This is a genomic window from Sphingopyxis sp. USTB-05 (genome assembly GCF_023822045.1).
Lineage (GTDB): Bacteria > Pseudomonadota > Alphaproteobacteria > Sphingomonadales > Sphingomonadaceae > Sphingopyxis.
The window spans coordinates 3,428,745-3,449,856 of the sequence record NZ_CP084712.1 but is presented as its reverse complement, the minus strand read 5'-3'; the positions used below and the strand labels follow the sequence as shown (position 1 = coordinate 3,449,856).

The window sequence follows — 21,112 nt, the reverse complement described above, 5'->3', positions numbered from 1 at the left end:
AACGCAAGCGCGTGTCGGCGACTTACTGTTACCCGGCCGTTACGTCAGCGGACGCGCGTCGATTTCGCGGGCGAGGAAGGCGAGAATCTTGGCCTTGTCCTCGGCCGGGTCGGGCTGTGCGCGAAAGGCGGCGAGCCCGGCAAAGATCATCAGCAGCGGAATGCCTGCGAAGATCGTCGCGAACAGGCCGGCGCCGGGGATGTAGAGAAAGGCGAGCACCCCGCCGATCACGAACAGCGACAGGAAGCCGACCCATATATAGGGGAAATAGCGCGCCCCGGCCGGCGCGCCGAACGTGCCGGTGATCCGCGTGCCGCCCTTGTACGATTCCATCACCGCGTCGAGCACCGGTTCCATGTTGGTGCGCGTGTCGCGCTGGCGATAGCGCAGCGTCATCTCGCGCTCGCTTCCCTTGCCGAACACACGCGCCTTCGCGCCCGGCATCGGGTCGTCCATGATCCGCTTGAGCGTGCGCGCGATCTGCTCGGGCGAATGGGGGGCGTAGAGGTCGATGGGGTCGTGGATCGACATCGTTTCGCCCTCCCGCCGTTTACGCCTTCTCCAGCAACCCCTCGTCCGCGATCCGCTTTTGCCATAGCTTTGGCGCGTTGACGTGGACATTCTGGCCTTCGCTGTCGACCGCGACGGTGACGGGGAAGTCGCTCACTTCGAATTCGTAGATCGCCTCCATACCAAGGTCGGCGAAGCCGACGACCTTGCTGCCCTTGATCGCGCGGGCGACCAGATATGCCGCGCCGCCGACCGCCATCATATAGGCGCTCTTGTGCTTGGCGATCGCGTTGGTCGCGGAGGGGCCGCGTTCGGCCTTGCCGACGCAGGCGAGCAGGCCCTGATCGAGCATCATGTCCATGAACTTGTCCATGCGCGTCGCGGTCGTCGGGCCGGCGGGGCCGACGATTTCTTCGCCGACGGGATCGACCGGCCCGACATAATAGATGACGCGGCCCTTGAACTCGACGGGCAGTTTTTCGCCCTTCGCCAGCATGTCGGCGATGCGCTTGTGCGCCGCGTCGCGGCCGGTGAGCATCTTGCCGTTGAGGAGCAGGCGGTCGCCCTGCTTCCAGCTTGCGACGACTTCGGGGGTCAGATTGTCGAGGTCGACGCGGATTGCGGCCTTGTCGGGCGCCCAGTCGATCTGAGGGTAGTCGGCGAGTACCGGCGGTTCGAGGAAGGCCGGGCCGCTGCCGTCGAGGGTGACGTGTGCGTGGCGCGTCGCGGCGCAGTTCGGGATCATCGCGACGGGCTTTGACGCGGCATGCGTCGGCCAGTCGGCGATCTTGATGTCGAGCACGGTCGCGAGTCCGCCCAAGCCCTGCGCGCCGATGCCGAGCGCGTTGACCTTTTCATACAGCTCGATGCGCAATTCTTCGGTCGGGTTCGACGGACCGCGCGCGAGCAGCTCGGTCATGTCGATCGGGTCCATCAGCGATTGTTTGGCGAGCAGCATTGCCTTTTCGGCGGTGCCGCCGATGCCGATGCCGAGCATGCCCGGCGGGCACCAGCCGGCGCCCATCTGCGGGACCATTTCGAGCACCCAGTCGACGATGCTGTCGCTGGGGTTCATCATCTTGAACTTCGACTTATTCTCGCTGCCGCCGCCCTTCGCGGCGACGTCGATGTGAACCTTGGCGCCGGGCACCATTTCGACGTTGAGCACCGAGGGCGTGTTGTCCTTGGTGTTGACGCGGCTGAACGCCGGATCGGCGAGGATCGAGGCGCGAAGCTTGTTGTCGGGGTGGAGATACGCCTTGCGGACGCCTTCATCGACGACCTGCTGCAGGCTGCGCGGGCTGTCGAGGCGGCAGTCCATGCCCCATTTGATGAAGACGGTGACGATGCCGGTGTCCTGGCAGATCGGGCGGTGGCCCTCGGCGCACATGCGGCTGTTCGACAGGATCTGCGCCATCGCGTCCTTCGCGGCAGGCGACACTTCGCGTTCATAGGCGGCGCCCAGCGCGCGGATATAATCCATCGGATGGAAATAGCTGATGTACTGGAGCGCGTCGGCGATCGTTTCGATCAGATCGTCTTCGCGGATGATCACGGTGTTCATGTGCAGCCTTTCGCCCTTTTTGGGGATTCGCGGTTTCCCTAGACCTGCACGGCCGGAGTGAAAAGGGGCGTCAGGCGCCGGGGCGGCCAAAGACGCGCCGCGCCCACGCATGGGCGCCGCGCAGACCCTCCTGCAGAAAGTGTTCGCTTAGCCTATTGGCACTCGGCGCATTTGCCGCGCACTTCGATCACCGGGCGTTCGGCGGCAAAGCCCGTCGCTTCGGCTGCGGCGCGGACGCCGCCCGAAATCTTGTCATTGTCGACATGCACCGCGCTGCCGCACGTGTCGCAGATCAGGAAGATGCAGTCGTGGAGGCAGCCTGGGTGGCTGTTCGCGACAAAGGCATTGGCGCTTTCGACGCGGCGGACGAGGTTGTTCGCAACGAACAGATCGAGGATGCGATAGACGCTGTTCGGCGCGACGCGCTTGCCGCGCTTTTGCGATACGATGTCGGCAATTTCATAGGCGCTGGCGGGTTTGCCGATTTCGGCGACGGCGTCGAAAATCTCGGCGCGCATATCGGTCCATGCTTCGCCCGCGCCTTCGAGCGCGGTCTGCGCCGCCTTGGCGAGCGAGGCGCCGCTGGCCTCGACGTGCGGATGATCATGCTTGCCCATTGGCGTTTCCTCATGCGTGGGAAATCCCGCGCTAACTATCGTCCCAATGTAGGCTGTTTGCCCGTCCCCCGCAAGCGGCGGACCGGCCCGTATCGGTGAGCCGTCAGTGCCGCGCGCGGCGGTTGAGGTCGTGACCGAGCGCAACGACCGCGACGCCGATCATCGTCGCGAGAACTTCGCTGCCGTCGTGCGGCCGCGACAGCGCGCCCGCCATCATGCCGAGCCCGAAGCTGCCGACCGCGAACGGCATCATATAACCATGGCTCAGCACGCCCGAAACGAGCGTGATCAGCGCAAAGCCGATCGCGACGATCAGCCCGATCTCGTGGAACAGATGGTTTTCGAGAAACACCCCGCCGACCGAAGCGATCGAGGCGAAAAAGATCGTCGTTGCAAGGCAGTGGACCAGGCACAGGCCCGACAGGCCCATCGCGAGCTGGTCGCCGCTGAGTGACGTCAGCGGACGCGAATCGCGCGCAGCCCGAATCAGCGCGCCGAGACGCGTCAGTGCAGGGGCATGGCTGGCGACATGGGTCACCCGATTCTCCGTTCAACGACTATGGCCTCTGATATGGCATAACATGACCTAGGTTACAATATTACATTGTCCGATTGTCGTTCAGCGCGTCGCCGCCGCGGCGCTCCTCCGGACTTGATCGCTTTCCCTTTTCGCTTTGTCGTGCGTCACGATCGATCGACGTCAGCGGCGGCGGCCATGTCCCGGTGATGGATTGCGTCGATAACGACGCAGTTTTGTAGCAATCTCTCTTCAATAGATCGCCGATCAAAAGCGCGGTTTTCATCATCAGCTCAATCCCATTCGCATCCTTTCTCCATGCAGGCGTGGTGGCTGTCTGTCCGAGTGCGTCTTTGATAGTTGTAACTGTAGAAGGTGTTGCGGACGTTGAAGAGGCGGGAAGCTGGACGCATATTCGCTGGCGCGGTTGATTGTGCCCGCCGAAAAGGCCGGGGAAACTATAGGCGTGCAGGGTGATGCGCATCCTTGTCGTCACCCATAGCCTTGCGACGGGCGGCACCGACCGTGTTGCCGTCCATCTGGCCAACGGTTTTGCTCAGCGCTTTGAAACCGTGCTGCTCAACGTGCAAAAGCCCTCTATCGCCTTGTCCTTGGCCGATGCTCGCATATTCTTGCTCTTTCGCAGGGCGAGGCGCTGCGGCTTACCGAGCTGTACCCGGACCTGTCGGGCAACATAAGGGTCGTACAAAATCCTTATGTTACCGACGCTATGGTCGATTTGTGCGCGAAGCGTGAGGCGGCAACCACAAGACGTACCTTTCTGGCCATAGGGCGTCTGCATCACCAGAAAAACCTGTCGTTGATGCTGGACGCATGGGCGCAGGCGAATTTGGCGAGCGCCCGGTTGCAAATAGCCGGGGAGGGTCCGCTGCGCGATCAGTTGGTGGCGCAGGCGGAAGCATTGGGCATTGCCGGATCGGTGGATTTCCTTGGTTATCGGCCCAATATCACTGAGTATTTGAGCGGAGCACATTGTCTGTTGCTATCGTCGGATTACGAAGGACTGCCCGCCGTGGTCCTGGAGGCGTTGGCCGCGGGTTGTCCGGTCATTTCGACGGACTGTTTCCCAAGCGCCGTTGAAATGCTGGGCAATATGCCGGGCTGCAAAGTGGTGCCGCCCCGGGATTCCGGCTCACTGGCCGCGGCCATTTGTGAAAGTGCGGGCAGTCATGCCGGCGACCGTGCATTCCTGCAGGAAAGGGCCGCTCCCTATCGCATAGGAAACGCGATCGAGAGCCACATCGGCGCTTTGACGGGGTAAGGCTGCGGTCAGGCCGCGCTCTCCTCCGCGCGCAACGCCTTCCTGTCCAGCTTGCCGATCATCGTCTTGGGCAGGTTCAGTCGCACCTCGACAGCGATCACCCGTTCGTGCTTGCCGAGTTGGGGATTGAGCCATGCGGCCAGTGCTTCACCGCTGACCTGGAAACCGTCCTCCAGCGTGACGAACGCCTTGGGCGCCTCGCCCCGATAGGAATCGGGAACGCCGAGCACGATCGCTTCCTTCACCGCCGGATGTTCGTGGAGATGGGCCTCGATCACGCTTGGATACACTTTGAACCCGCCGACCGCGATCATGTCCTTCAACCGGTCGACGATGCGGATATAGCCGTCGGCCTCGACCACCGCGACGTCGCCGGTCCGCAGCCAGCCGTCGTCGGTGAAGCTGTCCTTGTCTGCTTCGGCGCGGTTCCAATAACCCTGCATGATCTGCGGCCCCTTCACCGCAAGTTCCCCAGGCTCGCCATCGGGCGCGTCCTTCGACGGGTCTTCCTTGTCGAGCAGGCGGATATGCGTCGCGGGAATCGGCTGGCCGATGGTGCCGGGCTGGACGGGGCCTTCATAAGGGTTGGTCGCGACCACGCCCGAACTTTCGGTAAGGCCATAGCCTTCGACAAGCGACGCGCCGGTCGCCGCGACGAATTTCTCGCGCAGCTCGGCGGGCATCGGCGCGCCGCCCGAAATGCAGATGCGCAGCGAAGAGAAGTCGGTCTTTGCGAGGTCGGGATGGTCGAGCAGCGCCTGATACATCGTCGGCACGCCGGGGAGCGCGGTCGTCTTTGTCCGCGTGATTGCCTCCAGCGCCTGCTTCGCATCGAAACGCGGGAGCATGGTGATCGTGCCGCCGTTCAGGATCGTGCGGTTGAGGACGCAGGTGTTCGCGAAGACGTGGAAAAAGGGCAGCACGCCGAGGATGCGGTCGGCGGCATCATGGTCGGGATCGATCGCATTCACCTGCCGCGCGTTGGCGGTCAGATTCTGGTGCGTCAGCTTTGCGCCCTTTGGCGTGCCGGTGGTCCCGCCGGTATATTGGATCAGCGCGATATCCTTTTCGGCGTCGATCGCGACGGGGTCGGGCTTGCCGTCATTGTCGGTGAGTGCCGAGAAGCGGATCACGCGCGGGTCCGCGGGCATCGCGGCGACTTCGCTCCGCTTGAACAGGCGATAGAGGATGGATTTGGCGGACGGCAATCCGCCGGCGACCGACCCGACGACGAGCTGCTTGAGGCTGGATCCGTCGAGCACCTTGAGTGCGGTGGGGAGCAGCGCCGCCGCGCTGATCGTGAACAGCGTCTCGGTGCCCGAATCCTCGACCTGCGCCTCCAGTTCGGCGACCGTATAGAGCGGCGAGAAATTGACCACCGTCGCCCCGGCGGCGAGCGCGCCATAATAGGCCGCGACATAATGCGGGACGTTGGGGAGGAACAGGCCGACGCGGCTGCCCTTGCCGATGCCGCGCTGTTGCAGGCCGCGCGCGACGCGCGCGACGCCGGTCGCAACCTCGGCATAGCCGAACTGGCGGCCGAGGAAGTCGAGCATCGGCGCATCGCCTTTTCGCGCAACGCTGGCGGCCAGCATGTCGGGCAGCGACAGCGGCGCAAACTCCTGATCCCATGCCGTGGGGTGGCGATAATCGGTCGACCAGGAAAAGCGGCTGTCCATCGGGGGCTGGGATCCTCTCAATATTGCAAGGTTTCCTTACACTAGGGTCAGTAAGCATCGATTTGCAACCGGCTCGCTTGCGGCGCCGCGACGCGGCGGCTAGGCAAGGCCATCGTCATCGCAGGGGGTTCCGCCATGTTGCAACTGTCATCGCGCGTCGCTGTGGCGCTCGTCATTCTCGCCGGCACCGCCGCCGTTCCGGTGGTCGCGAAGGACAAGTCGCCCGCGGTGCCGCCGACGCAGATCCGCGAACTTTATGCTTGCCGCGACATTGCCGATCCGACGGCGCGGCTCGCCTGTTTCGACCGCGAGGTCGGCGAACTGTCGGCGGCCGATCAGGCGCGCGAGATCGTCTTTACCGACAAGGAAACCGCAAAGGAGACGCGGCGCGGGCTGTTCGGCTTTTCCTTCCCCAAGCTCGGCGGCATTTTTGGCGGCGAGGAGGATGCGATCAAGGAAATCGAAACGACGATCCGCACGGTCAGCACCGACCGGTCGGGCAAATATATCCTCGGCATGGAGGATGATTCGGTGTGGATACAGATCGATACCACCCATTTGCCGCGACAGCCCAAGACGGGGCAGAAGGCCAAGATCCGGGTTGCGACGATGGGCAGCTATTTTGCCACGATCGAGGGCGGCCGCGCGATCCGCATGAAGCGCGACCGCTGAACGCGGCGGTCGCGTGATCGGCCCCATGTGAGATAGTGATGGCGGACGACAACGCGATTCCGGCTTTGGGGACCGACTGCCCGCCCTTTGTGCTGCTCGACGATGCGCGGGTGCACGGCGCGGCGGCGGCGCGGCTGTTCGTCGATCCGGTCGATATCCTGTCCGCCGCAACGGCGGCCGAGGTCCCGGCGCTTCTGACGGCGCTCGAAGCGGCGCAGGCGCGCGGGCTGCACGCGGCCGGATATCTTGCCTATGAAGCCGGCAGGGGGTTGGCGCCCGCATGGCGCGGCGCGGCGGAAGGCGGCGCGGGCGACGCGCCGCTGGGATGGTTCGGGCTGTTTCGCGGCGTGGAGCGGATCGAAGCCGATGAGGTTTCGGCGCGGCTCCCCGATCCGGCGTCGGCGTGGGTCGGCGCAGTGGCGCCGCGGGTGGCGCGCGCCGACTATATCGCCGCGGTCGAGCGGGTCCTCGCCTATATTCGCGCGGGCGATATCTATCAGGCGAACCTGACCTTTCGTGCCGATGTCCCGGTGCTCGGCGATCCGCTCGCGATCTATGCGAGGCTGCGGCAGACGGCGCGCGCGGGCTATGGCGGCTTCATCTGGACCGGCGACCGGGCGATCGCGTCGCTGTCGCCCGAACTTTTTTTCGCGCTGCGCGACGGGCACGTCATGGCGCGGCCGATGAAGGGGACCGCGGCGCGGCTTGCCGATCCCGCGGCCGATGCGGACGCGGCGCGCGCGCTGGCCGAAGACCCGAAGCAGCGCGCCGAAAATCTGATGATCGTCGACCTGATCCGCAACGACCTGTCGCGCGTCGCCTTGCCGGGATCGGTCGCGGTGCCCGACCTGTTCCGTGTCGAAAGCTTCCCGACGATCCATCAACTCGTATCGGACGTCAGTGCGCGGTTGCCCGGCGGTGCGGGCGCGGTCGACGTGCTGCGTGCGGCCTTTCCATGCGGTTCGATCACCGGTGCGCCCAAAGTCCGCGCGATGGAGATTATCGACGAGCTCGAGGCGGAGCCGCGCGGCGTCTATACGGGATCGATCGGCTTCATCGAAGCGGGGGGCGACGCGGCGTTCAATGTCGCGATCAGGACTTTGGTGTTACCGCAAAGCGGCTTGCGCGATAATCCGCCTTGCGCCACGCTGGGACTGGGCTCCGGAATCGTCGCCGACAGCGAACCGGCTGAAGAATGGCGCGAATGTCTGGCCAAGGGGGAATTTGTGGGCGCAGCCGGGGAAAGTTTCGACCTTATCGAAACGATGTTTTTCGATCCGGTGGATGGTGTTCAGCGGCTTGAGGGGCATCTGGCGCGGATGAAGGCGAGCGCCGCGGCGCTGGGCTTTGTGTTCGATCGCCACGGTGCGCGTAACAGCCTGCAATCGGCGACTTTTCGCCTGCGCAATGCCGCGCGCGTGCGGATGCGGCTTGCGCCGTCGGGCGCGCTCGCGATCGAGGTGTCGCCGCTGCCGCGGCTTGCCGAACTGCCGGTGCCCGTCGCGATATGCCCGGCGCCGATGGCTGCGGACGACTTCCGCCTGACGCACAAGACCAGCCTGCGCGCCGCCTATGACAGCGCGCGGCGGGAAAGCGGCGCCGCCGAAGTCGTCTTCATCGACGAGCCCGGGTTCGTCACCGAGGGGAGCTGGAGCAATATCTTCGTCGAGCGCGGCGGCCAATTGCTCACCCCGCCGCTCGCGCTCGGGCTGCTTCCTGGCGTGCTGCGCGCCGAACTGATCGACAAGGGGCGCGCGGTCGAATCGCACCTGCGCCTCGCCGATCTGGAGAGCGGATTCTTTATCGGAAATTCGCTGCGCGGATTGATCCCGGCACGGCTGGCGGACGCTGCGGCATCCTCGATAGGCTGACCTGCGCGCCCGCATAGGTAAATTATCTACCAGCGCGCTTGCGAATATCGATCAGAGGCTCTAGGCGCGGCCCCGCGCAATTTCCTGTCATTTTGCAGCCCGACCGCGCAAGCCACGGAAGATATCGTCATGTCGCTGAAGCCCCATGTCTCCGCCGCCCTCAACCGCATCCAGCCGTCGGCGACGCTCGCGATGACCGCGCGCGTTTCGGCGCTGAAAGCCGCGGGCGTCGACGTCATCGGCCTTTCGGCGGGCGAGCCCGATTTCGACACGCCCGACTTCGTCAAGGAAGCGGCGATCGAGGCGATCCGGAACGGCCAGACCAAATATACGCTGGTCGACGGGACGGTGGCGCTGAAGGAAGCGATCCGCGGCAAGTTCCGCCGCGACAACGGGCTCGAATTCGGGCTCGACCAGATTTCGGTCAATGTCGGCGGCAAGCACACGCTGTTCAATGCGCTGGTCGCGACCGTCGATCCGGGCGACGAGGTGATCATCCCCGCGCCCTATTGGGTGAGCTATCCCGACATCGTCGCCTTCGCGGGCGGCACGCCGGTGATCATCGAGGGGACCGCGGCGCAGAATTACAAGATCACGCCGGCGCAGCTCGACGCCGCGATCACGCCGAAGACGCGCTGGGTGATGTTCAACTCGCCGTCGAACCCGTCGGGCGCCGCCTATTCGGGCGAAGAACTCGACGCGATCGGCGAGGTGATCCGCCGTCACCCGCATGTGATGGTGATGACCGACGACATGTACGAGCATGTCTGGTACGCCGATTTCGAATTCTCGACGATCGCGCAGCGCTGCCCTGACCTCATCGACCGCATCCTGACGGTGAATGGCTGTTCGAAAGCCTATGCGATGACCGGCTGGCGCATCGGCTATGCCGGCGGTCCCGCATGGATCATCAAGGCGATGGGCAAGCTGCAGTCGCAGTCGACGTCGAACCCCTGTTCGATCGCGCAGGCGGCCGCTGCCGCCGCGCTCGGCGGGCCGCAGCAGTTCCTCGACGATCGCAACGCCGCATTCCGCAAGCGCCGCGACATGGTCGTCGCGATGCTCAACGACGCGCCCGGCCTCAACTGTCCCGTCCCCGACGGCGCTTTCTATGTCTATCCCGACGCGTCGGGCTGCATCGGCAAGAAGACCCCCGACGGCAAGCTGATCGACAGCGACGAGGCGCTGATCGACTATTTCCTCGACAGCGCCAAGGTTGCAGCGGTGCACGGCGGCGCCTTTGGCCTGTCGCCCGCGTTTCGCGTTTCCTATGCGACGTCGGAAGCGGTGCTGAAGGAAGCATGCGTGCGCATCCAGCAGGCGTGCGCCGCGCTCAGCTGACATGTTTTCGGTACAAAATAATCTGCGCAAGATTATTTTGTACCGATCGGTCTTGTAATCCCGATTGCGGAGCCTATTTGAACCTGAACGGCGGTTAACCGCCCGGTTCACCGGATGGTAAGTCATTTCCTTTAAGGGTGACTGCCATCACTGCACGGCTGGTCGGGGCGCTCCATATCGTCGGTGTAACCAATGCGGTCTCGGCCGCGAACTGACAGATATGAAAAAAAGAGGCCCATATGCTCTCCATGCTTCGCTCCGACTGGTTTCTGACCATGCTCGCAGGTTTCGCGATTGGCGCGACCTACATCGTCCTCAATCAGCCGGCGCTTCCGATCCCCGCGTGACGCCGCTGCGACGCAGCCTGTCGCTTCGCGCCGTCACGGCGCTGGTCGCAGGCGCGATCGTCGCGCAATGCGCCCCGGCGCAGGCCGAAAGCGCCGTAAAACTGCCCGCCGCACTCGTCGATCCCGTCGTCAATTCCAAGCGCGCAACCGCGGTGCTTGCGGGCGGGTGTTTCTGGGGCGTCGAGGGCGTCTTTTCCAACGTCAAAGGCGTGATTTCGGTCGAATCGGGCTATCATGGCGGCAGCGCCGCGACCGCCCGATACGAACTCACCCACGACGGCAAGTCGGGCCATGCCGAGGCGGTGCGCATCGTCTATGACCCGTCGCAGGTCAGCTATGGCAGTCTGCTTCGCATTCTCTTTTCGGTCGTCGCCGACCCCACGCTGAAAAATCGTCAGGGTCCCGATACAGGCTCGCAATATCGCGCGGCGATCGTTCCGCTCGACGCCGCGCAGCGCCAGGTCGCCACCGCCTATCTGGCGCAGATCGGCGGCGGGAAATATTTTGCCAAGCCGATCGTCGTGCCGGTCGAGGCCTATAAACGCTTCTACCCCGCCGAGGCGAACCATCAGGATTTCATGCGCCGCAATCCATCGAACGGCTATATCCTGCGCTGGGACGCGCCCAAGCTTGCGGCGCTCAAGCGACTCTATCCTGACATGGTACGCGCCCGGCCTGCTCCCTGAAATCTGCCGGGTTCCCGCCATTGGTCGCGGTAGAAGAATCATTCACCGCAAATCGCTGGCCCGCCCCGGACGCCTGCGAGACGAGGAAAATGCCCGAGAGGGGTCGGGTATATATAAAGTAGTCGCAAGTGCGGGGTTAGAATGAAGTTCAGCTTTTCCGGCAGGCCGCTCCTCGCCACGTCGATGGGCGCAGCGGTGCTCGCAGGCTGCGTCAGCAGCGCCGCGATCGTGCCGCAGCCGCGAACGCAGCCGCAAACGGCGGTGCGTAGTCCCTCTGGTGCCGTCACCGTGCCGATCGGCCAGCCGGTGCGATCGACCATGCCGCGCCCCGCCGGGCCAGCCGATCCCGGATTTCGCCGCGCGCCCGCCGGTCTTCAGGACCGCATCTTTGAATTGTGGAAAGCCTTTCCCGGCAAGACCGGCATCGCGGTCCAGCGCATCGACGGCGAATGGGCGCTGGCGCAGCGGGGCGGCGACCTGTTCCCGCAGCAAAGCGTGTCCAAGCTTTGGGTGACGCTGACCGTGCTCGACGCGGTCGATCAGGGGCGCATCAAGATGGACCAGCGCGTCCGCATCGGGCCCGAGGATTTGGTGGTCTTTCACCAGCCGCTCGCGGCACGCGTGCGGGCTGAGGGTTCGGTTACGATGAGTGTCCGTGACCTGATCGAGACCGCGATCACCCACAGCGACAATCTTGCGAATGACAGCTTGCTGCGCACCGTCGGCGGTCCCAGTGCCGTGCGTAGCTTCATCGCGAAAAAGGATCTGGGTTCGATTCGCTTTGGCCCCGGCGAACGAATGCTCCAGGCGGGGACAGCCGGACTGACCTGGCAGCAGAGCTATTCGGTAGGCCGCAATTTCGAGAGCGCGCGTGCGGCGCTGCCCGCCGCAGCGCGTCAGACCGCGATGAACAATTATCTCGCAAATCCAGTCGATGGCGCCAGCCCCGCGGCGATCGCGAGCGCCCTGACGCGGCTTGCGCGCGGCACGTTGCTTTCGCCCGAATCGACCGAATATCTGCAAGGCGTGATGAGCCGGACGAAGAGCGGGCCCCGGCGCCTCAAGGCCGGGCTGCCGCCGGGCTGGCAGTTCATGCACAAGACCGGCACCGGACAGAATCTGGGCGGCATGACCGCCGGATACAACGATATCGGCATCGCGACGGCGCCCGACGGCACCCGCTATGCGATCGTCGTGATGATGGGCAGCACGACCGCGGGCATCCCCGCGCGCATGGCGCTGATGCAGTCGGTCTCGTCGGCGGTCGCCGAATATCACGGAAGGTAATCCCGATGAAATTTGCTGTCCTGCCGCTGGCGCTGCTGTCGCTCGCGCTCGCGGGCTGTGCGACGCCCGAGACGCGGCTGCGCACCGGCCTCAACAACGCCGGCCTGTCGAAAGCGATGTCGGCGTGCATGGCCGAGCGCATGGTCGACCGGCTGTCGCTGCTCCAGCTCCGCCGCCTGTCGGCGCTCGGCAGCCTCAAGGACAAGCGCGTCACCGACCTGACGCTCGATCAGTTCTTCCACAAGGTCCGCGCGCTCAAGGATCCGGAAATCCTGACCGTCTCGACCAGCTCGGCGGCGCTCTGCGCGCTGCGCTAGGTCTCAGTCGCCCGGAAAGCGGACGACGAGGTTCGGCGGCGGAAAACTGTCACGCACTGTTTCGGAGCGGTCGGTAGGCGGCCATGTCTCGCCGCGGAAAAAATCGCCGATCGCCCCATATTGTCCCAGCCGCGTGAGCGAGGCAAAGAGATAGGGCTGGCCCTCGGCGCCGAGGATCGACGCGCGGTCGGCGAGATGAAAATGCAGGTGCGGCGCGCTCGCCTGTCCGGTGAAGCCGAGAAAGCCGACGACTTGCCCCGCCTTGACTCGATCTCCCACCTTGACCGGTGCGCCCTGCTTCAGATGCTCATAGGTCGCGATGCGCCCGCCGCCGATATCGAGCATGAGATAATTGCCGCTCGCATCGGCGATAGTGGGGTTCGCACGGCCCTTGACCGCCGCCGGATCGGGCACGTCGTCGCGCACCCCGACGACCGTGCCGTCGGCGACCGCGAGCACCGCGGCACCGAAGCCATAATGGTTCGCGGGAACATTGGCGTCGCCCGCCGACAGCTTGCCGCCCGTGTCGACCTTCATGAAATCGATCGCGAAGCGGCCAGGCAAGGTCGCCGTTCCCTCGGTGGCGTAGAAGACCCGCCGGTGGCCGCGCTCCATGCCGGGATCATAGACCGCGACCCACGGCCCACCACGCAGCGGCGGCGACAGGCGGGGGAGGGGTGCCGAGGCCAATGATGCCGTGCCGCCCGAAATCGTGAAGCTGGCGCCATCGGCGCCGACCTTGCCGAGCGTCAGTTCGTGCGAAATGGCGCCGCGCGGCAGGCCGGCGGTGACGGGGGCGTTAATGTAAAGGACGGCTCGGCGCCCCGGCGGAACAATCCGCGCATCGGCCTCGGCCGGGCCGACGAGCCCGATCGCTTTCGCCAGTTCGTCACCGTCATAGGTTTTGAGCGGTGTTCCCGTGCTGCCCGCCTTCACGACAAGCCGGTCCAGCCGCAGCGGCAGGCTGGCAAAATTGGTAAGATGCAGTTCGTAGATGAGCTGGTCGGCGGTGCCGATCCGGACAAGATCGGGCGCCTCGACGACCCGGATGTCGAGCGCCTGATTGGTCTGCGCCGTCGCCGCAGCGGGGCAGACAAGCGCCAGAAACGCCAAAACCGGAACTTTTATCTGCATCTTCCACGGCTCCCCTCATCCTGATCCCCGGCGCCGCCCGATTATCAGCTTGGGTCGGGGCCGTCATCCCGAAGACGGACCGATTGGCTGAAAGCCTTTGCCGCGGACAAGAATATCTGGGGACCCCGGGGGTAGCGTTGCGCGCGAACTTGTGCTTATGCGGCGCCAAACTTCTCCCCGCTCCAGAGTCGAAAGGCCCGGCAGACCTCATGAACATCCACGAATATCAGGCGAAAGAACTGCTCGCGAAATTTGGCGTCGCTGTCCCCAAGGGCATCGCCGCGATGAGCGTCGAGGAAGCCGTCGCCGCGGCAAAGCAGCTCCCCGGGCCGCTCTATGTCGTGAAATCGCAGATCCACGCCGGTGGCCGCGGCAAGGGCAAGTTCAAGGAACTGGGCCCCGACGCGAAGGGCGGTGTCCGCCTCGCCAAGACGATCGAAGAGGTCGAAGCGCACGCCAAGGACATGCTCGGCAACACGCTGGTGACGATTCAGACCGGTGAAGCCGGCAAGCAGGTCAACCGTCTCTACATCACCGACGGTGCCGACATTAAGCAGGAATTCTATCTCGCTTTGCTCGTCGATCGCGGTTCGAGCCGGGTCGCGGTCGTTGCGTCGACCGAAGGCGGCATGGACATTGAAACCGTCGCGCACGACACGCCGGAAAAGATCCACACGATCACCATCGACCCCGCGACGGGCCTGCAGCCGCATCATGGCCGCAGCGTTGCCGCAGCACTGGGGCTGTCCGGTGACCTCGCCAAGCAGGCCGCGAAGGTTCTTGCAGGCCTTTATGCCGCATTCCTCGGCACCGATGCCGAACAGATCGAAATCAACCCGCTGGCCGTCTGCGAAGGCGCGAACGGCGACGAACTGCTCGTCCTCGACGCCAAGGTGGCATTCGACGGCAATGCGATGTTCCGCCACAAGGACCTCGCCGAGCTGCGCGACCTCACCGAAGAAGATCCGGCCGAAGTCGAAGCGTCGGAATATGACCTTGCCTACATCAAGCTCGACGGCAACATCGGCTGCATGGTCAATGGCGCCGGCCTTGCGATGTCGACGATGGACATCATCAAGCTCAACGGCGAATTTCCCGCGAACTTCCTCGACGTCGGTGGCGGCGCTTCGAAGGAAAAGGTCACCGCGGCGTTCAAGATCATTCTGAAGGATCCCGCCGTAAAGGGCATCCTCGTCAACATCTTTGGCGGCATCATGAAGTGCGACATCATCGCCGACGGCATCGTCGCCGCGGCGAAGGAAGTGAATCTGTCGGTGCCGCTCGTCGTCCGCCTCGAAGGCACGAACGTCCAGCAGGGCAAGGACATCCTCGCCAATTCGGGTCTGCCGATCGTTGCGGCAAATGATCTCGGCGACGCAGCAAAGAAGATCGTCGCCGAAGTTCGCGCGGCTTAAGGTAATTGCCTCTCTCCTGAGGGGAGAGGCAGCGAGACTTGGCAGCTTGCTGCCTGGTCGCAGCGGTGAGGGCGGCAACGTCCGTACCCTCACCAAGTCCGACTAGGTCCTTGCGGACCAAGTCTCCCTATCCTCTCCCCCAAGGGGAGAGGAACGAAGGGACTGCTGGTTGACGTTTACGTAAACGCCAATTATGGCGCAGTGCACAATTTTTCGAGAGGAGCTGTCGAAGCTATGAAAATCCTCGTCCCCGTTAAACGGGTGCTCGATTACAACGTGAAGCCGCGGGTCAAATCCGACGGCACCGGCGTTGACCTGGCCAATGTCAAAATGTCGATGAACCCGTTCGACGAGATCGGTGTCGAAGAAGCGATCCGCCTGAAGGAAAAGGGCGTCGCGACCGAGATCGTCGCGGTTTCCGTTGGCCCCGCAAAGGCGCAGGAAACGCTCCGCACTGCGCTCGCGATGGGCGCCGACCGCGCGATCCTCGTCCAGACCGACGACGAAGTCGAACCGCTCGCGCTCGCCAAGATCTTCAAGGCGATTGCCGATGCCGAACAGCCGGGTCTCGTGATCCTCGGCAAGCAGGCGATTGACGGCGACAACAACCAGACCGGCCAGATGCTCGCAGCCCTCACCGGCTGGGCGCAGGGCACCTTCGCCAGCGCCGTGAACGTCGAAGGCGATCATGTCAGCGTGACGCGCGAAGTCGACGGCGGCCTTGAAACGGTGAAGCTCAAGCTTCCCGCAATCGTCACCACCGACCTTCGTCTGAACGAGCCGCGCTATGCGTCGCTGCCGAACATCATGAAGGCCAAGTCGAAGCCGCTCGATACCAAGACCCCCGCCGATTACGGCGTCGACACCGCGCCGCGCGTGAAGACGGTCAAGGTTTCGGAACCGCCCGTGCGCTCGGCCGGCGTCAAGGTCGCCGATGTCGATGAACTGGTTGCCAAGCTGAAAGCGATTGGCGTCCATAGCTGATTTCTACCCCCGTTCGTGTCGAGCGAAGTCGAGACACCCATCGGACAGCGCAAGATCGAGAGGCATCTCGACTTCGCTCGATGCGAACGGGAAGGGTTGAAGGAACAAACTTATGAAAACTCTGGTTTGGGTCGAACATGACGGCAAGGCCGTCAAGGACGCCACGCTCGCGGTGGTCACGGCCGCATCGAAGCTTGGCGAAGTTCACCTGCTCGTCGCCGGTTCGGGCGTCGACGCGGTTGCCAAGGAAGCCGCGCAGATCGCCGGCGTCGGCAAGGTGCATGTCGCTGACAACGCCGCTTTCGGTCACAATCTGCCCGAAAACATCGCGCCGCTCGTCGCCGAACTGATGGCATCGCATGACGCGTTCCTCGCGCCCGCGACGACCACCGGCAAGAATGTCGCGCCGCGCGTCGCCGCGCTGCTCGACGTGATGCAGATTTCGGAAATCCTGTCGGTCGAGGGTCCGAAGACCTTCACGCGCCCGATCTATGCCGGCAACGCGATCGCGACCGTCGAATCGTCGGATGCGAAGCTGGTCCTCACCGTTCGCGGCACCGCGTTCGACAAGGCCGCAACCTCGGGTGGTTCGGGTACGGTCGAAGCCGTCGTCGGTAGCGGCAGCGACGCCGGTATCTCGAGCTTCGTCGGCGCCGAAATCGCCAAGCAGGATCGCCCCGAACTGACCTCGGCGAAGATCATCGTCTCGGGTGGCCGCGCGCTCGGTTCGAGCGAGAAATACCAGGAAGTGATCGTCCCGCTTGCCGACAAGCTCGGCGCCGCGCTCGGTGCTTCGCGCGCCGCGGTCGATGCGGGCTATGTCCCCAACGACTATCAGGTCGGCCAGACCGGCAAGATCGTCGCGCCGCAGGTCTATTTCGCAATCGGCATCTCGGGCGCGATCCAGCATCTCGCCGGCATGAAGGATTCGAAGACGATCGTCGCGATCAACAAGGACGAAGACGCCCCGATCTTCCAGATCGCCGACTTCGGCCTGGTCGCCGATCTGTTCAACGCCGTTCCGGACCTGACGGCCAAGATCTGATCCGCCGTGGCCGGCGATCATCCCGGTGTGCCCGGTCTCGGTGAAACGCCGTTCAACGCGGGCGGACGCCGGGCGACGCGCGCCGGACCCGACGATCATAACGACGAAGCGGCCGTGGGCGATGCTCACGGCCGCTCGTTGATTCTGGCGAGCGTCGCGCGCGATGCCCGCCTCGACACCAAATTTCTGCTGCTTGTCGTCATGGCGACCGCGATTGCGACACTTGGGTTGCTGCAAAGCTCGGCACCGGTCGTGATCGGTGCGATGCTCGTATCGCCGCTGCTCGGACCGATCATGGGAATCGGCTTTGGCCTCGCGACGATCGAGAGCAATCTGATCAAGCGTTCGCTCGTTACGCTTGCTGCGGGCACACTGGTCGCCATCATCATCGCGGCCCTCATCATCTGGCTGTCGCCGATCAAGGACGTCACGCCCGAAATTCGTGCCCGGACCCAGCCGACGCTGATCGACCTTGGCGTCGCGGTGGTCGGCGGCATCGCCGGCGTCTATGCGATCTTGCGCAAATTATCGGGGGTGATGGTCGGCGTCGCGATCGCGACGGCGCTGCTGCCGCCGCTTTCGACCGTCGCCTTCGGGCTCGTCACCGGCCGGCCCGATTTCGCGATGGGCGGCGGCCTTCTATTCCTGACCAACACACTCGCGATCGCTTTTTCGGTGACGATCGTCGCGCGGCTCAACAAATTCGGCCCCTCGCTGACGCCGCAGCACACAGCGATGCAGGTCGTCGGGATCGTCGCGACGCTCGGCATATTGTCGATCCCGCTCGCGATCTCGTTCAACAATATCGTTCGCGAAATTCGCGCGCGCACCGCGGTTCAGTCCGAACTTCGGGCCCTGCTTGGCGATGGCGACCAGATCGACAGCCTCAATGTGCGGCTGGAGGGCGATGCGATCGAGATCGACGGCGTTGTGCTCGTCGATCGCTACGCGGGGCAGCTCAACCGGGAGCTAGAGGCCAAAGTCCGCGGGGATCTCGATCGCGACGTTCGCGTCAATCTCGCGCAGCTTCGGAAACAGACCAATGCCGCCGCGCAGCTTGAGGAGCGGCTCAGCAGCCGCATCGCGACGCTCGAACAGCGCGAGGAGGAAAGCCGCGCGATCCTGTCGAGCTTGACCGTCGGCGACTTGCTGCCGCGCGGCCAACTACTGATCGATGCGCAGGCCCGCCGCGTGATCGTCCAGCGCGACCGGGAGGCGGAGGGCGAACAGGTCGCGGCGGCGATTGACCGGATCATGGCGTCGGTGCAGGCGGGCTACCCGCAATGGTTGATCCAGAACGGCAGTCTGACAGCCGCCAAGGCTCCTGTCGCGGAAGCTGCGGCGACCGAATAGAGCTCTCGCAGACCTATTCGGGTTGACCTGTCCGGCCCGATACCATGTGATGTACCCCGATCCCGGGCGAACGGCCGGGACAGGGGAGAGACGATATGCGCGGCACGCGACTGGCTCTGGCGATGATGATGGCATGTGCAGGTTCGGCCGCGGTCGCGCCGCCGCTGCTGGCGCGGACCGCGCCTGACGCAGTGCTGAAAATCGACAAGGCGCGGATCGATGCGGTGCTGAAGGCGATGATCGCCGACGGCCGCGCCGCCGGGACTTCGGCGCTGATCTGGCAGGACGGGCGCGAGGTCTATTTCGGCAGTGCGGGCATGGCCGATCGCGACGCAAAGCGCCCGATGCGCCGCGACACGATCGCGCAAATCTATTCGATGACCAAGCCCGTCACCGGCGTCGCGCTGATGCAGCTTTGGGAACAGGGCAAATTCCGCCTCGACGATCCGCTGTCGCAATATCTGCCCGAATATGCCGATATGCGCGTCTATGCGGGCAAGGATGCGGCGGGGCAGCCGGGCTATATCGCCGCCGAGCGTCCGATCACGGTGCGCGACATCATGCGCCATACTGCTGGCTTTGCCTATGGCGCGGGGCCGACGCCCGCGCACGAAGCTTATGTCGCCGCCGATCCGCTCGCGCTGACGATCCCGCTGGCCGAAACGAGCAGGCGCCTCGCGCGCGTGCCGTTGCTGTTCCAGCCGGGCAGGCAATGGGAATATAGCATCGCGGTCGATGTGCAGGCGGCGCTCGTCGAGAAGCTGTCGGGCGAGCGCTTCGCCGATTATGTCCGCGCCCATATCTTCGAACCGCTGAAGATGACCGAGACCGCCTGGCGCCAGCCCGATGCGCGTCTGCCGCGCTTTGCCGCGATGAATGTCAACAAGGACGGCAAGCTCGTTCAGCAAGCGGCGGCCGAGGCGCAGACGCTGAACTTTCGCGATCATGCGCTGACCCCGGGCGGTTTCGGGCTCGCCTCGACGCTCGACGATTATCAGCGGTTCGCGCGGATGCTGCTGAACAGGGGCGCGCTCGACGGCGTGCGCATCCTCAAACCCTCGACGGTGGAACTGATGTCGACCGACCAGCTCGATCCTGCGATAACCGAACGCGCGTGGCTTCCCGGCAAGGGGGCGGTCGGCTTTGGCTTCGACTTTGCGGTGCGCAAATCGCCGCCGCAGACGCGCGAGGAAAACCGCGGTGCGGTCGGCGAGTTTTTCTGGGATGGCGCCGCCTCGACTTTGTTCTGGGTCGATCCCGCGAACCGGCTCACCGCGGTCTTCTTCGTCCAGACGATGCCCTATGACGGCACGCTCCACCGCGACTTCCGCGCCGCGGTCTATGGGCTGGACTATAAGGGGCCGACGGGGGATTAGGCTGTCATCCTTTTGTCATCTGGATGTCCTTGAGCGGGCCGAGGAGTTTTTTACATGCCCCAGCCCGACAAACGCGCCCTGCTTGCAGAAGGCCTCGCCGCCGGTGACGAAGATGCCGCGCTGCATGCGCGGCTCGTCGCCGCAGGCGTGTCGGCCGCCGCCGCGAAATATGAAGTCGACCGGTTGGCCAAGGACCCGATGGCGGCGATGCTGCGCCGGCAGGCGGCGCGCATGGCGAAACAGCGCTGGCTGCTCGCCAATCAGGATCGGCTGGCGCGCGAGGGCGAGGGCGGCTTCGCGCTCGATACGCTCGATGCGCCCGACTCCGGTCATTTCTATCGCCATCATTATGAAGTGAACCGCCCGGCGAAGCTCAGCGGCATCATCGATCACTGGCCGGCGCTGACGCGCTGGTCGCTCGATCATTTTACAGAGGTCGCGGGGGACGCCGTCGTCGAGGCGCAGGTCGAGCGTGACCGCAGTCCCGATTATGAACTCGCAAAGGACGATCACCGCCGCCTTGTCCGCTTCGCCGAACTGATCGACTGGCTGCGCAAGGACGAAGCGAGCAACGACATCTATCTCACCGCCTATAACAGCGGCACCAATGCTGCGGCACTGGCGCCCTTGTGGGACGATATGGCGCCGATCGCCCTGCTCGACGACACGCGGCAGCGCGACGGCTTTTTCTGGCTGGGGCCAAAGGGCACGCTGACCCCCTGGCATCATGATCTCACCAACAATCTGCTCGTCCAGGTGATGGGGCGCAAGCGCGTGCGCATGGCGCCGCCCTGGGCGTTCGACCGCATGAAGAACAGCCGCCACTGTTTTTCCGATTGGACGAATGACGCGCTGCCCGCAGGCCCCGGCGACGCCGACACCCCGCCGATCCTCGAAACGGTCATCGGCCCCGGCGAGGCGATTTTCCTGCCCGTCGGCTGGTGGCATCAGGTCGAGGCGCTCGACCTGTCGGCAAGCATGAGCTTCACCAGCTTTCGCCGCTCGAACGCGCATGTCGATGATTATGCCTCTTACGGGGCGCTCGACTGATTCCGTTCTGCCGCGAATCGCGCCGCTCCGGCGTTGCGGCATTATTTGGCATTTCCTGCGATTGC

At 64.5% G+C, this 21,112-nt stretch carries 20 protein-coding genes; 13 read left to right on the top strand and 7 right to left on the bottom strand.

Annotated features, from left to right (window positions below):
* Window positions 1–39 precede the first annotated feature (39 nt).
* The 5 genes from KEC45_RS16120 to KEC45_RS16100 form a co-directional block, all read right to left on the bottom strand.
* Window positions 40–531, bottom strand: a complete 492-nt coding sequence (locus tag KEC45_RS16120; RefSeq protein ID WP_062176601.1) for a hypothetical protein — start codon at window positions 529–531, stop codon at window positions 40–42.
* Window positions 532–550: 19 nt separating this feature from the next.
* On the bottom strand, window positions 551–2,074 hold the full coding sequence (locus KEC45_RS16115; protein ID WP_062176604.1) for a fumarate hydratase: 1,524 nt from the start codon (window positions 2,072–2,074) through the stop codon (window positions 551–553).
* Window positions 2,075–2,226: 152 nt separating this feature from the next.
* Entirely contained in the window at window positions 2,227–2,691 is a 465-nt protein-coding gene (locus tag KEC45_RS16110; RefSeq protein WP_062176607.1) for a Fur family transcriptional regulator, read from the bottom strand.
* A 103-nt stretch (window positions 2,692–2,794) separates the two neighbouring features.
* A complete protein-coding gene (locus KEC45_RS16105; RefSeq protein WP_083435616.1) occupies window positions 2,795–3,229 on the bottom strand; it encodes a MerC domain-containing protein in 435 nt (144 codons plus the stop codon).
* A 61-nt stretch (window positions 3,230–3,290) separates the two neighbouring features.
* Entirely contained in the window at window positions 3,291–3,692 is a 402-nt protein-coding gene (locus KEC45_RS16100) for a hypothetical protein (protein WP_152682258.1), read from the bottom strand.
* Between the two features lie 246 nt (window positions 3,693–3,938).
* On the opposite strand from KEC45_RS16100, the gene KEC45_RS16095 reads away from it, so the two are divergent.
* Window positions 3,939–4,490: a glycosyltransferase gene (locus tag KEC45_RS16095; RefSeq protein ID WP_252171147.1), complete on the top strand. Its 552-nt coding sequence runs from the start codon at window positions 3,939–3,941 to the stop codon at window positions 4,488–4,490.
* A gap of 8 nt (window positions 4,491–4,498) precedes the next feature.
* On the opposite strand, the gene KEC45_RS16090 is transcribed toward KEC45_RS16095, so the two are convergent.
* Window positions 4,499–6,169: an AMP-binding protein gene (locus tag KEC45_RS16090; protein WP_062176616.1), complete on the bottom strand. Its 1,671-nt coding sequence runs from the start codon at window positions 6,167–6,169 to the stop codon at window positions 4,499–4,501.
* A gap of 135 nt (window positions 6,170–6,304) precedes the next feature.
* On the opposite strand from KEC45_RS16090, the gene KEC45_RS16085 reads away from it, so the two are divergent.
* The 6 genes from KEC45_RS16085 to KEC45_RS16060 all read left to right on the top strand — a co-directional run bounded on the left by KEC45_RS16085 (window position 6,305) and on the right by KEC45_RS16060 (window position 12,690).
* Window positions 6,305–6,841, top strand: a complete 537-nt coding sequence (locus KEC45_RS16085; protein WP_062176619.1) for a hypothetical protein — start codon at window positions 6,305–6,307, stop codon at window positions 6,839–6,841.
* A gap of 38 nt (window positions 6,842–6,879) precedes the next feature.
* On the top strand, window positions 6,880–8,712 hold the full coding sequence (gene pabB / locus KEC45_RS16080; RefSeq protein WP_062176623.1) for an aminodeoxychorismate synthase component I: 1,833 nt from the start codon (window positions 6,880–6,882) through the stop codon (window positions 8,710–8,712).
* Between the two features lie 129 nt (window positions 8,713–8,841).
* Complete coding sequence (locus tag KEC45_RS16075) at window positions 8,842–10,053, top strand: pyridoxal phosphate-dependent aminotransferase (RefSeq protein WP_062176627.1); 1,212 nt, start codon at window positions 8,842–8,844, stop codon at window positions 10,051–10,053.
* 352 nt (window positions 10,054–10,405) lie between these two features.
* Entirely contained in the window at window positions 10,406–11,086 is a 681-nt protein-coding gene (gene msrA / locus KEC45_RS16070) for a peptide-methionine (S)-S-oxide reductase MsrA (RefSeq protein ID WP_062183351.1), read from the top strand.
* A gap of 141 nt (window positions 11,087–11,227) precedes the next feature.
* Entirely contained in the window at window positions 11,228–12,373 is a 1,146-nt protein-coding gene (locus KEC45_RS16065; RefSeq protein WP_062176630.1) for a serine hydrolase, read from the top strand.
* A 5-nt stretch (window positions 12,374–12,378) separates the two neighbouring features.
* Window positions 12,379–12,690 (top strand): hypothetical protein, encoded by a 312-nt coding sequence (locus tag KEC45_RS16060; RefSeq protein ID WP_062176633.1) that lies wholly within the window; start codon window positions 12,379–12,381, stop codon window positions 12,688–12,690.
* A 3-nt stretch (window positions 12,691–12,693) separates the two neighbouring features.
* Here KEC45_RS16060 and KEC45_RS21895 read toward each other — a convergent pair whose 3' ends face one another.
* The gene (locus KEC45_RS21895) at window positions 12,694–13,824 is read right to left on the bottom strand and encodes a M23 family metallopeptidase (protein ID WP_083435618.1); all 1,131 of its coding nucleotides are present in this window, start codon (window positions 13,822–13,824) and stop codon (window positions 12,694–12,696) included.
* Window positions 13,825–14,033: 209 nt separating this feature from the next.
* Between KEC45_RS21895 and sucC the strand changes: the two genes are divergently transcribed.
* From sucC to KEC45_RS16025, 6 genes are all read left to right on the top strand, one after another.
* Entirely contained in the window at window positions 14,034–15,239 is a 1,206-nt protein-coding gene (sucC, locus tag KEC45_RS16050) for an ADP-forming succinate--CoA ligase subunit beta (RefSeq protein WP_062176639.1), read from the top strand.
* A gap of 234 nt (window positions 15,240–15,473) precedes the next feature.
* Window positions 15,474–16,223 carry an electron transfer flavoprotein subunit beta/FixA family protein gene (locus KEC45_RS16045; RefSeq protein ID WP_062176642.1) on the top strand — a complete coding sequence of 250 codons (750 nt, stop codon included), beginning with the start codon at window positions 15,474–15,476 and terminating at the stop codon, window positions 16,221–16,223.
* Window positions 16,224–16,335: 112 nt separating this feature from the next.
* On the top strand, window positions 16,336–17,268 hold the full coding sequence (locus KEC45_RS16040) for an electron transfer flavoprotein subunit alpha/FixB family protein (RefSeq protein WP_062176645.1): 933 nt from the start codon (window positions 16,336–16,338) through the stop codon (window positions 17,266–17,268).
* Window positions 17,269–17,274: 6 nt separating this feature from the next.
* A complete protein-coding gene (locus KEC45_RS16035) occupies window positions 17,275–18,621 on the top strand; it encodes a DUF389 domain-containing protein (RefSeq protein WP_062176648.1) in 1,347 nt (448 codons plus the stop codon).
* Window positions 18,622–18,716: 95 nt separating this feature from the next.
* The gene (locus KEC45_RS16030; RefSeq protein ID WP_062176651.1) at window positions 18,717–19,997 is read left to right on the top strand and encodes a serine hydrolase; all 1,281 of its coding nucleotides are present in this window, start codon (window positions 18,717–18,719) and stop codon (window positions 19,995–19,997) included.
* Between the two features lie 54 nt (window positions 19,998–20,051).
* Window positions 20,052–21,047 carry a cupin-like domain-containing protein gene (locus KEC45_RS16025; RefSeq protein ID WP_062176655.1) on the top strand — a complete coding sequence of 332 codons (996 nt, stop codon included), beginning with the start codon at window positions 20,052–20,054 and terminating at the stop codon, window positions 21,045–21,047.
* Window positions 21,048–21,112 lie beyond the last annotated feature (65 nt).

Coding starts and splice junctions, on each gene's coding strand:
- KEC45_RS16120 (WP_062176601.1), bottom strand. CDS start 531: ATGTCGATCCACGACCCCATCGACCTCTACGCCCCCCATTCGCCCGAG.
- KEC45_RS16115 (WP_062176604.1), bottom strand. CDS start 2,074: ATGAACACCGTGATCATCCGCGAAGACGATCTGATCGAAACGATCGCC.
- KEC45_RS16110 (WP_062176607.1), bottom strand. CDS start 2,691: ATGGGCAAGCATGATCATCCGCACGTCGAGGCCAGCGGCGCCTCGCTC.
- KEC45_RS16100 (WP_152682258.1), bottom strand. CDS start 3,692: ATGCGCATCACCCTGCACGCCTATAGTTTCCCCGGCCTTTTCGGCGGG.
- KEC45_RS16095 (WP_252171147.1), top strand. CDS start 3,939: ATGGTCGATTTGTGCGCGAAGCGTGAGGCGGCAACCACAAGACGTACC.
- KEC45_RS16090 (WP_062176616.1), bottom strand. CDS start 6,169: ATGGACAGCCGCTTTTCCTGGTCGACCGATTATCGCCACCCCACGGCA.
- KEC45_RS16085 (WP_062176619.1), top strand. CDS start 6,305: ATGTTGCAACTGTCATCGCGCGTCGCTGTGGCGCTCGTCATTCTCGCC.
- pabB (WP_062176623.1), top strand. CDS start 6,880: ATGGCGGACGACAACGCGATTCCGGCTTTGGGGACCGACTGCCCGCCC.
- KEC45_RS16075 (WP_062176627.1), top strand. CDS start 8,842: ATGTCGCTGAAGCCCCATGTCTCCGCCGCCCTCAACCGCATCCAGCCG.
- KEC45_RS16065 (WP_062176630.1), top strand. CDS start 11,228: ATGAAGTTCAGCTTTTCCGGCAGGCCGCTCCTCGCCACGTCGATGGGC.
- KEC45_RS16060 (WP_062176633.1), top strand. CDS start 12,379: ATGAAATTTGCTGTCCTGCCGCTGGCGCTGCTGTCGCTCGCGCTCGCG.
- KEC45_RS21895 (WP_083435618.1), bottom strand. CDS start 13,824: ATGCAGATAAAAGTTCCGGTTTTGGCGTTTCTGGCGCTTGTCTGCCCC.
- sucC (WP_062176639.1), top strand. CDS start 14,034: ATGAACATCCACGAATATCAGGCGAAAGAACTGCTCGCGAAATTTGGC.
- KEC45_RS16045 (WP_062176642.1), top strand. CDS start 15,474: ATGAAAATCCTCGTCCCCGTTAAACGGGTGCTCGATTACAACGTGAAG.
- KEC45_RS16040 (WP_062176645.1), top strand. CDS start 16,336: ATGAAAACTCTGGTTTGGGTCGAACATGACGGCAAGGCCGTCAAGGAC.
- KEC45_RS16030 (WP_062176651.1), top strand. CDS start 18,717: ATGCGCGGCACGCGACTGGCTCTGGCGATGATGATGGCATGTGCAGGT.
- KEC45_RS16025 (WP_062176655.1), top strand. CDS start 20,052: ATGCCCCAGCCCGACAAACGCGCCCTGCTTGCAGAAGGCCTCGCCGCC.